The sequence below is a fragment of the Marinobacterium profundum genome (genome assembly GCF_001528745.1).
GTDB classification, from domain to species: Bacteria; Pseudomonadota; Gammaproteobacteria; order Pseudomonadales; family Balneatricaceae; genus Marinobacterium_A; species Marinobacterium_A profundum.
The window spans coordinates 44,420-57,231 of sequence record NZ_BCNS01000018.1; the positions used below are offsets into that span (position 1 = coordinate 44,420).

Here is a 12,812-nt window from a genome sequence, read left to right on the forward strand (position 1 = left end):
AAAAACTGCCTCAAAACGGACTTTCCCTCGCTACGATCGGTCAAGTCCGACAGGCTGCTTGAGGTGTCGCCGGAACCGATTTCTATTCGGTTCCGGCATTTTATTATTAGGAGGGGAGTGCCATGGCTGTTAGCGGTTTGGTTAATAGCTGTTTACCCAAAGGCAGTACCGATTGTCATGCCCATGTCTTCGCCCCTGGTGATGTGGCTGATTTGAGCGCGTATGAACAGCTGCAGCGCAGGCTTTCGCTGGAGCGTGTTGTGCTGGTGCAGCCCAACGCCTATCAGGCGGACAATAGCTGCTTGCTGCAGGCGCTGGAGCAGCTTGGCTGCCAGGCCAGGGGTGTTGCTGTGGTGCGGGCTGATGTGTCTGATGCCGAGCTTTTGCGGTTGCATAGCGGCGGTATTCGGGCGGCGCGGATAATGCAGTTCCCTGGCGGCGCTGTTGGCATGGATGGGCTACTGGCGGTGAGTGAGCGTATCCGGGCTTTGGACTGGAGCTGTATCGTACAGTTCGAAGGGCGGGAGATGGAGCAGTGGCGCCCGAGGCTCGAGCAGGTGCAGGGCGACTACGTGATTGATCATCTGGGCAAGTTTGGTCAGCCGCTAACACCGCAGAGCGCGGCCTTTCGGGCATTGCTTGGGTTGATCGACAGGGGAAACTGCTATGTGAAGATAGCCGCCTGTTATGAAACATCGCTGGCGGGCCATCCTGATTACCAGGATGTCGCAGCGCTGGCGCAGGTGCTAATTGAGCATGCGCCGCAGCGGATCATCTGGGGTACAAACTGGCCCCATCTCAGCCGGCCCCGTGCTGAAGCCCCCGATGATGCCGAATTGCTTAATACGGTATGCCGCTGGATGCCAGAGTCGCATACTCGACAGCAGATACTGGTGGAGAATCCGGCACGGCTCTATGGTTTTTGAATCAGCGGCTGCAACAAGAAGCCCCGCAAGATGCGGGGCTAAGGACTTCGGGCTTGCGCAGGATGGCGTGCAATCGTTAGCCTGGCGAACAGATAGGTAGGGAACCTGTTTGTCAGTCAGGTTAATAATTCCACAGGGTGCCGTCTTCGAGCCGTGCAACCGGATGGAAGCCGCGCTTGTAGCTGTAACGCCTGGCCTCATTTTCATCAAAATCCACTCCCAGCCCTGGTTGGTCGCTGACATGAAAGAGCCCGTTCTCGACCCGGTGTTCGGATGGGAAAAGGGCGTCACATTCAGGTGTGCCCAGCACCAGGTATTCCTGGATACCGAAGTTGGGTGCCCAGGCGTTGAGATGGGCCTGGGCCGCCATGCATATGGGTGAATGGCTGGGTGCGCCGTGAAAGCCCGTGCGTACTTCGTGCAGCGCGGCCAGGTCGACAATGCGCTTGAGGTGGGTAATGCCGCCACCGTAGGTTGCCGAAATACGGATGAAATCGATCAGGCGCTCTTCGATAAGCTGCTTGCAGTCCCACAGGGAATTGAAAACCTCACCAATGGCGATGGGGACTGTGCTGTGCTGTCGAATAAGGCGCAGCGCTGCCGGGTCTTCCGCCGGGGTTGGGTCTTCGAGCCAGAATAGTCGGTACTGCTCCAGTTCCTTGCCCAGCTGTGCCGCTTCACGCGGGAGCAGGCGATGGTGCACATCGTGCAATAGTTTGAGCTCGTCACCGAACTGGTTGCGAATTTTCTCGAGTGCCTTGGGGATAAAACGCAGGTACTTGTCGCTATCCCAGATCTCTTCGTTGGGTACATCGCCGAGAAAATTGGTGATGTAATTCTGCGCTTTGCCTTTCTGGGCTGAAACACCGTAGCTGGCACTGGGCATGCCGGGAATACCGCACTGCACCCGCACGGCCTTGTAACCCTGAGCCTGATAGCCCGCGATGGAATCCAGCAGTTCTTCAAGATCAGCGCCCTGGGCATGGGCATAGACCATGGCGCCTTCGCGGCTTTTGCCGCCGAACAGTTGATACAGTGGCATGTCGGCGAGCTTTGCCTTTATATCCCAGAGCGCCATGTCGATGGCACCGTAGGCCGCCATGGCAACAGGGCCTCCTCTGAAGTAGGCCCCGCGATAGAAGTACTGCCAGATATCTTCGCTGTTGCGCGGGTCACGGCCTATGAGGCAGGGAATAAGGTAGTCCTGCAGGTAGGCCGCCGGCAGGGTCTCACGGTTGTTGAGGGTGGCATCGCCGAGACCGTAAATACCCTGATCGGTCATTATCTTCAGGGTGACGTAGTTCTTGCCTGGACCGCCCACAAAGACTTCTGCCGCGGTTATTTTCATCGACTTTTTCCTTGGCTGTATATTGTTTTCACCGTTTGTAGAGCAAGGAGAGGTGGCCCCGGATGCAGGGGCTACCCAAGGTTTTGGCGCTTTCTAACTGAACAGCATGCCGCCGTTGATATCGACGCAGTTACCGGTCATGAAACCGGATTCATCGCTGGCGAGGAATGCGGTGAGGCTGGCGGCCTCCTGCGGCTGACCTTCACGCTTGACCAGGCTGGCCGCAGACACTCGGGTGCGGACTTCATCCTTGGTGAAGGTATCGTGGAAGGTAGTATCGAACATGCCGGCGCAGATGGCGTTAACCCGAATCCGAGGGCCCAGTTCCTTCGCCAGACCACGGGTGAAGGACATGACCGCGCCTTTGGACGCTGCATAGGCAAGCGCGCCTGGGCCGCCGCCGTCACGGGCTGCCTGGGATGAATAGTTGACGATACTACTGCCTTCGGGCATGTGAGGAACCACCGCCTGGGTGCAGAGGAACATGGACGTCATGTTGAGATCCATGACCTGATTCCAGAAGCTTCGATCCATTTCCGCCATGGTCTTGCGTGCCACCAGGCCACCGGTAACGAAGACCAGTACGTTGATAGCGTCGCCGTAGGCTTCCTGGGAGCTGGCAACCAGTTTGGCAACGCCGGACTCCTGTGTCAGGTCGGCCTTAACGGCGATGGCAGAGCCGCCGGCGGCATGGATTTCCTTTAGGGTCTGCGCTGCGCTCTCGTCGCTGCCCAGATAGCCGATCACGACTTTTGCGCCCTCGGCTGCAAGGCGCAGGCTGCAGGCCTTGCCCAGATCCCGGGCTCCCCCGGCGACTATGGCGACCTTGTTTTTCAGATTCATATGCGTTCTCCGTACCGGATGACGGCATCCCTGGCACAGTGCCGGGGATGCATGCGGGGCTCTGCATTGATGCGCTTGAAAGGCCGCGCACTTATAGGCACTGTGCGCGGCGATCAAAGGTTACTTGTACTGACGGTTATAGCCTGACTGCAGCGCTGCCTGGACCTTTTCGAAGCCCAAGTCGTTGATTCGCTTCATGTAGTTATCCCAGTCGTCATCGACGTCCCGCGAACCCAGTATCCAGGCCTGCTGAGTTTCCAGCATGTAGGTCAGTATGTTGGGCCAGTACTTGTCGTAGATCTTGCGTTCCTCAACCGTCATGGCGATACCGCTGAATTGCGGAATGATGTAATCCCCTTTTTCGTACATATCGATGCCAGCCAGGGCTATGTCGTTGGTCCACTGGCGCTCGTAGGAGTAATCCATGTGAAAGCCGACCGGGATCTGTGCGCCTATTTCCCACATCTGGGCGTTAACGGGTTTGTCGGAGTTAAGCACTTCAGGCGTGAATTTTGCTTTTCCATCGACCATATTCCAGTGCTCACCTTCGACACCGAAGTTGAACAGGTTGCGACCGGTATCGGTGAAGACGAAGTCGAAATACTTGATGGTCTCGACCGGGTGCTCGTTGGCATGGGAGATAGCCCAACCATCGGGTTTGACCTCAATGCGGCCGTTCTCTTCCATGCGCACGCCCGTGGGGCTGGCTGGCGGAGCGAAGGGCACCAGGTTGATGCCGGGCACCTTGTCTGCAAGGGATTCGTTGTACCCCGAGGTGCTGGCGAACCAGTCGTGGGTCATGCCGCCCAGGTCATTGCCCAGCAGGAATTCACGCGAGCGTGCGCCGCGTGTAAAGATTTCCTGATCAATCAGGCCTTCCTGGTACCACTTCGCCAAATTACGGATAGCCACGCGGTATTCTGTGTCGGCGTAACCATAGCGGACTGTGTCATCCTTGATGTAAAACTCGTGATAGGCATCGGATCCGGTGGAGCGGGCATCCCACAGGGTGACGAGTCGGATCAGCTCTGGCCACTGGCGAGCAAAGTAGGGTACTTCATCCATCTTGCCATTGCCGTTGGGGTCCTTGTTGCGAAAGGCTGTGAGTACTTCATAAAGCTCATCGACATTCTGCGGCTGTTTCAACCCCAGTGTGTCGAGCCAGTCCTGGCGAATGAAGTAGCCGCGTGCCGATTTTCCGTCCGGAATATAGGGGATGTAGTAGATATTGCCATCGGGCGCTGTGATGGCCTTTCTGATGGAGGGGTTGTCCGCCAGCATTTGTTTCAGATGCGGGGCATGTTCGTCGATAAGGTCATTCAGCGGCAGGAAGGCGCCTTCCATGCCGTACTTGAAAAAATTGTCCTTGAGGGCGTCGCCTCCCACTACATCGGGAAGATCGCCGGCCACCATCATCAGGTTGAACATCTCCTGGCTGTTGGTGCCTACGCGGGAGGCAACGCCCTTTAGGGTGATGCCGGTCATTTCCGCCGCCTTGAGGGCAACAGGCCAGTTTTCATCCCAGGCGTACTTGTCGCGAAAGTGCATGTGGATGGTCATTTCCAGCGGCTTTTCACTGATGCGATAGTCATCGGTCGCCGCGGCGCTGGTGGTGGGTACAGAGGCACTGACAATCCCTGCAACAAGCATGGGTAACAGACGTTTGATCATTATTATTCTCCGATGTTGGCTACTTGCCTTATGTATTAGCGCGGCGCTTTTAGCGCCGCGTCAAACAGCTTCTGGTAATATTTTTATTCAATCAAAACAGGAGGTTGTCAGGTGTTTATTCCTTGACTCCACCCATCATGATGCCCTTGTTAAAATGCTTCTGCAGGTACGGGTATACAGCCAGTACCGGGATTATCGATGCAACGATAATGGCGGCAACGATGGTCTCGAAAGAGTATTCACTGTTAATCAGCGAGCTGGCGAACTGATCGTCCATATTGAGTTCGATGATTATTTTCTTCAGGTACACCTGCAGGGGTATCTTGTCTTCGTCGCGCAGCAGAACCATGGCCCAGAAATAACCGTTCCAGCGTGCAACGATGCAGAAGAGTGCAATGGTCACCAGGGCTGGTTTGGAGAGCGGGATATAGACTTTCCACAGCAGAGTGAACTCGTTGGCACCATCCATCTTGGCGGCTTCTTCGAAGGATTCCGGAATGGATTCAAAGAAGTTACGCAGCAGAATAATGTTGAAAGCCGTGCAGGCGAACGCAATCAGTATGCCGATACGTGAGTCCAGCAACCCCAGATCCCTGATGTTCAGGAAGAAGGGGATCATGCCGGCATGAAACCACATGGTAAAGGCGACAAAAAAGTTCAGGTAGCGGCGACCCAGTAGGCGCTTGCGCGACAGGGCATAGGCTCCCGGAATAATGATTGCCAGGCTGACAAGGGTGCCAAATATCGTATAGAACATGGTGTTGGCATAGGATGTCCAGAACACCGGGTCGCTCAGTACACGATCATAGGCTGCGAAGGTAATATCCTTGGGGAATAACAGCACATCACCGGATGTGACCGCCAGACCCGAACTGATGGACGATGCCGCTATATAGATAAACGGATAGAGCGTGCTCAGTACAAAGAGTGTGAGCAAGGTCGCGTTGATAATGCCAAATACCTTATCGCCGCGTGAATAAAGATTAAAACTGGACATAGTATTTCTCCACCCTTACCACAACGAAGACGATGAAAGTTTTCGGCTTATCCGGTTGGCTGAGTACACCAGGATAAAGGCGATAACGGCGTTAAAGAGTCCGGCTGCTGTGGCGATGTCGTACTGGCTGCCCTGCAGACCTACCCGGTAAATAAAGGTACTGATAACGTCAGAGGTCTCGAAGGTCGCCGGCTGGTAAAGCAGGATGATGTATTCGAAACCAACCTCTACCAAGTTACCGATGCGGATGATCAGCATGATAATGATGGTGGGCAGGATGCTGGGTAGCGTAATGCGCCAGATCTGCTGCCAGCGGCTGGCACCATCGACCCGGGCCGACTCGTAGAGCGACGGGTTAACACCGGCAATGGCGGCAAGATAAACGATGGACTCGAAACCGGCTTCCTTCCACATGGTTGAACCAATGAAAATGGGTCTGAAGTAGTCCGGGTTGGTCAGAAAGTAGGTTTTTTCAAAACCGAAATAGTCGAGCACCAGGTTAACGATACCTGTGGTTGGTGAAAGAAAGCTCACCACCATGCCGGCAACGATAACGACGGAAATAAAGTGCGGCAGGTAAGCGATCGTCTGGGCTGTTTTCTTGAACATGGCATGATGCAGTTCATTGAACATGAGCGCCAGAATGATCGGCATTGGAAAGGCGAAAACCAGACTGTACAGGCTAATCAGAAAGGTGTTGCCAATGGAACGAATAAATAGCTCGTCATTGAACAGTGTCTGGAAGTGCTCGAATCCTACCCAGGTACTGCCATATATGCCTTTAAAAAGGCTGAAGTCTTTAAATGCAATCTGTAAGCCCGCCATGGGCGTATACAGAAAGACAATAAACCAGATCACCATCGGCGCCAGCAGCAGATAAAGCTGCCAGTCTTTGCGGAGAATCTGTCCTATCCCAGTGATTTTATTATTTATATTCGACGACATAATGTCCTCTGCTCAATCAGGCTTCACATGAATTCCATCCGGCGTGCGGCGGATTTAGTAGATCGATTGCTCGCTTGCCCGGTCGAAAATATGCAGATGCTTGAGATTGCCGAATACCTGTGTGGTATTGGCAATGCCAGACATATCGCTGCTGCGGCCATGACTCGTGGTTTTGGCGACCGCACTCTGGCCTGCGATCTGCAGGTGCAGCAGTGCTTCCGAGCCCAGAGGCTCAACCAGGTCCACGCTGCAGTTCATGGGCGCGGTGTGGTTCTGATCATTGACGACGACATCAAGATCCTCGGGTCTGAACCCTACGCGAACTTCCTGCCCGTCTGTAAAGGACATGCCGTCCTTGTGGGGCACGGGAACGATACAACCATCATTCAGTTCGATGGCAACCTTCCCATCACTTTTGCGAATTTTGCCGTCGAGCAGGTTCATCGGCGGGCTGCCAATAAAGCTTGCCACGAATGTATTGGCCGGATGCAGGAACACATCCATTGGTGTGCCAATTTGTTCGATTTTTCCGTCGCGCATTATCACGATGCGATCGGCCAGGGTCATGGCTTCAACCTGGTCGTGGGTAACGTATACGGTGGTGACCTGCAGTCGCTTATGCAGTCGTTTTATTTCGGCCCGCATTTGGGTGCGCAGTTTCGCATCAAGATTTGACAGCGGTTCGTCAAACAGGAACACCTTCGGATGCCGCACTATAGCGCGGCCCATAGCTACGCGTTGACGCTGACCGCCTGACAGATCAGAGGGTTTGCGTTCCAGGTAGGGGTCAAGACTCAGAATGGAGGAGGCTTCGTCGACCGCTGCCTTGACTCGATCCTTCGGTGTTTTGCGCAGCTTCAAACCAAAGGCAATGTTCTCGGCAACGCTAAGGTGGGGATAGAGCGCGTAGTTCTGGAATACCATCGCCACATCGCGATCCTTGGGCGGGATTTTGTTAACGACGCGCTCGCCAATGCTAACGGTACCGTCGGATATTTCTTCCAGGCCGGCAATCATGCGCAATGTCGTCGATTTGCCGCAGCCGGAAGGGCCGACTAGAACGACAAACTCATGTGCGCCAATTTCAAGATCAATTCCTTTGACTATCTCGGTGCTGCCGTAGCGTTTGTACACTTTCTTCAAAGAGACATTTGACACTGAGAGGGTGACATTTGCTGAGTTCATGAGCTTTGTGTCCGATTGTTTTTTTAGTAATGCAGGCTGCCTGGCAGTCTTGGCTGAATGGATATTCGTTCAGCTTTTTACACTGCAATGGCTGTTAACGGCCGGTTTAACCCAGGGGGTATTTGTCCGTCAGAGTGATAGTGCTGGGTAGATAGTTGTCTGAGTGGAGGCGTCGATTGTCAGCAGCGCAGAGGCTGTTGCGGGTAATCGCAAGGCTAGTCCGCTTGTCTGTTTTGTTGGTTCGAAACACCATGACTGCACAGGTGAGGGCCGCCTGGGTGGCGGGGCGCAGATGCCGTGTGTTCTGAGTGATGTTGTGCATGGTGCCCTCGCAGTAAGTCTTATTGTTAGCGTCGAGTCATCAATTTGTATTGTCATACAATATCACTGGATATCTGGGTTGTAAATACAGATTAGGATTATGTGTTTTTACATTAAGCTACTGTTTTTAAAGTAAATAATATAAATTACTGAATTTATGCGCTAAATATTATTATTTGAATGATATTACAATATGAATTTTATGAAGTGAATAAGAGACACTAATACCGCTCTTCGTCGAGCATCAGTAGCCAGGCAAACGGAGCTCCGCTTGTCTGGCTACTCTGCTCCAGGGAGCGTTAAAACCTGTTTGTGAGGTCTTTAAGGCGTGCTTCAGCGGCGCTTGGCAGGCGTTTGAGATGAGGCTATTGAGCCTGCTTGGGACAGGCTGCTGGCGTTGCGCTTTAACAGTCGATACAGCGGCAAGGCTTTGAGCAGTTCTTCCAGCGGAATCATGGCGAATGCCCAGAATATGGAGGCGTCAAAGCCAATGACCAGAATGGCGCAGGCCGGAATGCTGATCAGCCACTGGGTCACGAAATGTACTCTGAGCACCTGCATGCTTTTGCCGATGGAGCGCAGTATATGGCCGCACAGGGTGTTATAGGTACGCGCAATGGGCATGAGTATATACAGAGGTGCAATGGCTGCCAGGGCTGTCAGTGTTTCGGGCTCTATAGCAGGATAAATGAGCCCCATTGATCGGCTTAGCAGGTAGAAACACAGTGTGATAAAGAGTGATGCAACCAGTGCGACCTGAGTGCATTCCCGGATGAAATAACCGAGGTGGCCGGTTTCCCTGTTACCCAGGGCCTGGCTGATGGTGATCGCCGCCGCCTGGGCCCAGGCGGTTATGAATTGGGTACCGATGCGTATCCACGGAAATATCAGGGTAATGGCGACGTAGTCGTAGATATTCAGTTGTGCATAGATGAGCTGGTAGATAGTCATGCCCACGGACAGAATGATGAAGTTCGCCGTAATGGGGGCTATTTCACCAAGGTGGCGCATGGCGTCCGCCATAAAGGTGCGGGCGCGCAGCGCACTGTGACTCAGGTTATAGCCTTTGTGCAGGGCATGGACGAGAAACAGCAGCCTGAGGCTGATGGCCGCAAGGCTGCCCCAGGCGGCACCCTCCAGGCCCAGCGCAGGGATCACACCCAAGCCGTTTATAAGGCAGTAGCTGATAACGACATTGACGGGAAGCTCCAGCACAAAGCCCTTAAGGGGTGTTCTGGTATTGCCGCGAGCATTGAAAAACACGGTTAAAACCTGGGTTATGCTGGCTGCGATCAGAATATATTTAATGATGCCAAGGTAGGCGAAAGACTGCTGCTGCAGTCCTGGGCTGTCGGACACCATGGCAACGATTTTCTGGCCAAAGATTGTAATGGCACACCAGAAAAGGAGCGCGGCTATGATGTTGATGCAAAGGCCTGCCCAGAATGCGGTTGATATGGCTGGCTGCAGCCCCGAGCCATGGGCTCGGCCAATAATCAGCTGGGTGCCATTGGCGAGTGCGTGCTGGATGCCGAGCATGAACGCCATAATGGTCGTGGCGATGCCCATGGAGGCCAGGGCATGTTCACCCAGTGGCGCCACGAGAAGGGTATCTATCATCAGCATGGACTGCATCAACACGGCGTTGATCGCCAAAGGCCAGGCTAATGAGAAGTTGGTTTTTATATTATTGCTGAGTATGGGCACTGGGAAATCCTGCCGCTAGCGAGTGTAATTCGTTTGGCGCACAACCCGACTCCAGAGCTGGCTTAGGGCACAGCGTTGAAGCGGGCATGGGCGCGCGCACATGCGCCTTTATGGCGTCTGCGATGGAGCACCTGTTATGGGGTTAATAAAAACTGTCATCGATGCAGCAGCCACGATTCTGTTATGAATCCGGGGGCGCCTAGGGTCTTTCGAAGTTTGGAACGTTGTCTACGTTAATTTTATTTGTCCTACAATACAACAAATATTTTTCAGGCCTATTAAGGGCGTGCAGGTTGAGCTCAGGCCTGGGGTTCAGGTCGTCAAGGGAGGGGTGGGATAGCGGGCAGAAAGGGCGGCGGAGTTGCCTGTGCTTGCTGCCCTGCAGGGCTTTTTGGCGCTAGCAGCCTGTCGGCTTTTCCGCAGTAGATTAGCGTTAAGTCCGACAGGCTGCTAGGCGCTGAGGGTCGTTATGGAACGCAACTTGTAGCGGGTACCCGGATGAGTGAGGCTGGCGAAGCTAATCAGACGGTTGTCGGACCAAGTGCGCCTATTGACCTGAATGCAGGGGGTATTGGCGTCTATATCCAGCAGTTCCTGCACCTTGTCGCTCGGCAGCACCGCCTCGACTATATGCTCGATACTGGAAATGGGGCACATTTTTGAGAGGTATTCGTTGGGCGTGTGCTGAGTAAAGTCCTGTTCCAGATAGCCCGGCACCGATGATGCGATCACATAGCGGTTTTCCAGCTGGATAGGCAGTGTGTTTTCCAGGTGCACTATCACCGAGCGATATACCGGTGTACCTATGGGAATGCCCATCTGCATGGCGACTGACTCACTGGCGGCGGTCTCGCGCAGCTTGATGATGCGACAGTCATAGTCATGACCGCGCTGTCGCACTTCTTCGGCAATGTTCTTGATATCGGCCAGCGGCGACTCCGCCTTGGCATCGGTGACAAAGGTGCCAAGGCCCGGATAACGCACCAGCATGTTGTCCTGTACCAGATCGCGGATGGCCTTGTTGACTGTCATGCGACTGACAGCGAACTGCTGCGCCAGCTCGTTTTCAGTTGGAATCTTGCCGCCCGGGCGGTAGGTCTGCTGCTTGATCCCATCGAGGATAAAGCTCTTGATCTGCTGGTAGCGCGGCTTGTTGCTCACCCGTTATCCCCAAGGATCGGAAAACCATCGATTGTATATACTTCGATACTTGCCCACAACGCAGGCTGGATAAGTCAGGGCGCGGTGCCAGGCCCTGGCAAGACGGAAAAAATCACAAATGAGTTTACCTTATTGCCATTAATGTATATACATATGCAGACAAATGGAATTGAGGCTCATTGACGACCACCTGCAAGGGGGCGTCAGCTTCGAAGTGTCAACGGGTGAGGGCGTCGTGACAGACGGGCCCGCGCAGCGCTTCCTACAATAAGACAGGCAAAACCAATGAACACCAACGAGGCTCTGGACGTGACGTCCCCAAATCCGTTGTCTTTACTCAAGCTGATCAGTTTCAGTGCGCTGGGTATCTTCTTTTTTTTCGTGCCGGTGGATCTGGGCGGCAAGTCCACCATTGTGCTGGATCACATCGTATCCTGGATCCGAGGCAATCAGGCCGGGGGCGCGGCTATCTACGCACTGCTGATCATAGTCGCCGGCGGGCTCTACCCCTTTGTGCGCGGCACCTGGCGTGACAACAGTACTCAAATGGTATTTTCATTTCTCAAGCTCGGCGGCGTGCTGGTGTCGCTGATGGCTTATTTCGAGTTCGGGCCCGCGGCCCTGTTCGAAAAGGACATGCTGCCCTTCCTGTTCAACAAGCTGGTGGTCCCGGTGGGGCTGATCGTGCCCCTGGGGGCCATCTTTCTGGCCTTTCTGATCAGCTACGGCCTGCTGGAGCTGATCGGTGTGCTCTGCCAGCCGATCATGCGGCCGCTGTTCAAGACGCCGGGAAAATCTGCCATCGATGCGGTGGCATCCTTTGTCGGCAGCTACTCCATAGGCCTGCTGATTACCAACCGGGTGTACAAGTCCGGCCAGTATTCCGCCAAGGAAGCGGCCATTATTGCCACCGGTTTCTCCACGGTTTCAGCCACCTTTATGGTGATCGTGGCCAAGACCCTGGGGCTGATGGATATCTGGAACCTGTTCTTCTGGTCGACGCTGTTGGTCACTTTCCTGGTGACCGCCATCACGGTGCGGATCTTCCCGCTGTCGAAAATGGATGATAGCGCCGCGTCACCGGAGTCGGAGGTGTTGCAACATTCGCGTTTGAAGCAGGCGCTGATTGAAGGCCTGGAGGCTAATCGCCAGGCGCAGCCCCTGTTGACCAATATCGGCGTCAACCTGCGCGAAGGCGTGCTGATGGCCATGAGCATTCTGCCCTCAATTATGTCGGTGGGCCTGATCGGTTTGCTGCTGGCCAAGTACACGCCGCTGTTCGACTGGATGGGCTACCTGTTTTACCCCTTCACGGCCCTGGCGCAGCTGCCGGATGCGCTGCTGGTGGCCAAGGCCTCGGCCACGGGCCTGGCGGAAATGTTCCTGCCGGCATTGCTGATGGCCGATGGCGCCATCGCCAGCAAGTTTGTCACCGGCGCTGTGGCCATTTCATCGATCCTGTTCTTCTCGGCGTCTATCCCCTGCATCCTGTCGACCGAGATTCCACTGACCATCCGCCAGATGCTGATGATCTGGTATCAGCGTGTGGCCCTGACCATCCTGCTGTCCTCACCCTTTGCCTTCTATGCGCAGCATCTGCTGAGTTAAGACGCTGCCTGGCGCTGGCATCACGTTGAAAAGCCCGGAACGGTTCTCGCCGTTCCGGGCTTTTTTGTTTGTTGTTGCACCCTCACACAGAGCCGGATCA

The 12,812-nt window shown here is 54.5% G+C and carries 10 protein-coding genes; 2 read left to right on the top strand and 8 right to left on the bottom strand.

Annotated elements, in window-relative coordinates:
• Window positions 1-122: 122 nt before the first annotated feature.
• Window positions 123-926: an amidohydrolase family protein gene (locus MPRO_RS01375; protein WP_067286115.1), complete on the top strand. Its 804-nt coding sequence runs from the start codon at window positions 123-125 to the stop codon at window positions 924-926.
• 121 nt (window positions 927-1,047) lie between these two features.
• On the opposite strand, the gene manD is transcribed toward MPRO_RS01375, so the two are convergent.
• From manD to hutC, 8 genes are all read right to left on the bottom strand, one after another.
• A complete protein-coding gene (gene manD / locus MPRO_RS01380) occupies window positions 1,048-2,274 on the bottom strand; it encodes a D-mannonate dehydratase ManD (protein ID WP_067286117.1) in 1,227 nt (408 codons plus the stop codon).
• A gap of 93 nt (window positions 2,275-2,367) precedes the next feature.
• A complete protein-coding gene (locus MPRO_RS01385; protein ID WP_067286119.1) occupies window positions 2,368-3,117 on the bottom strand; it encodes an SDR family NAD(P)-dependent oxidoreductase in 750 nt (249 codons plus the stop codon).
• A 120-nt stretch (window positions 3,118-3,237) separates the two neighbouring features.
• Window positions 3,238-4,788 (bottom strand): extracellular solute-binding protein, encoded by a 1,551-nt coding sequence (locus MPRO_RS01390; RefSeq protein WP_067286121.1) that lies wholly within the window; start codon window positions 4,786-4,788, stop codon window positions 3,238-3,240.
• Window positions 4,789-4,903: 115 nt separating this feature from the next.
• Window positions 4,904-5,785, bottom strand: a complete 882-nt coding sequence (locus MPRO_RS01395; RefSeq protein WP_067286123.1) for a carbohydrate ABC transporter permease — start codon at window positions 5,783-5,785, stop codon at window positions 4,904-4,906.
• Window positions 5,786-5,800: 15 nt separating this feature from the next.
• On the bottom strand, window positions 5,801-6,730 hold the full coding sequence (locus MPRO_RS01400; RefSeq protein ID WP_067286125.1) for an ABC transporter permease: 930 nt from the start codon (window positions 6,728-6,730) through the stop codon (window positions 5,801-5,803).
• Window positions 6,731-6,784: 54 nt separating this feature from the next.
• On the bottom strand, window positions 6,785-7,915 hold the full coding sequence (locus tag MPRO_RS01405; protein WP_245635004.1) for an ABC transporter ATP-binding protein: 1,131 nt from the start codon (window positions 7,913-7,915) through the stop codon (window positions 6,785-6,787).
• A 654-nt stretch (window positions 7,916-8,569) separates the two neighbouring features.
• Entirely contained in the window at window positions 8,570-9,943 is a 1,374-nt protein-coding gene (locus tag MPRO_RS01410; protein ID WP_216821209.1) for an MATE family efflux transporter, read from the bottom strand.
• 450 nt (window positions 9,944-10,393) lie between these two features.
• The gene (hutC, locus tag MPRO_RS01415) at window positions 10,394-11,104 is read right to left on the bottom strand and encodes a histidine utilization transcriptional repressor HutC (protein ID WP_067286127.1); all 711 of its coding nucleotides are present in this window, start codon (window positions 11,102-11,104) and stop codon (window positions 10,394-10,396) included.
• Window positions 11,105-11,389: 285 nt separating this feature from the next.
• On the opposite strand from hutC, the gene MPRO_RS01420 reads away from it, so the two are divergent.
• On the top strand, window positions 11,390-12,712 hold the full coding sequence (locus MPRO_RS01420; RefSeq protein WP_067286129.1) for a YjiH family protein: 1,323 nt from the start codon (window positions 11,390-11,392) through the stop codon (window positions 12,710-12,712).
• Window positions 12,713-12,812: the final 100 nt, after the last annotated feature.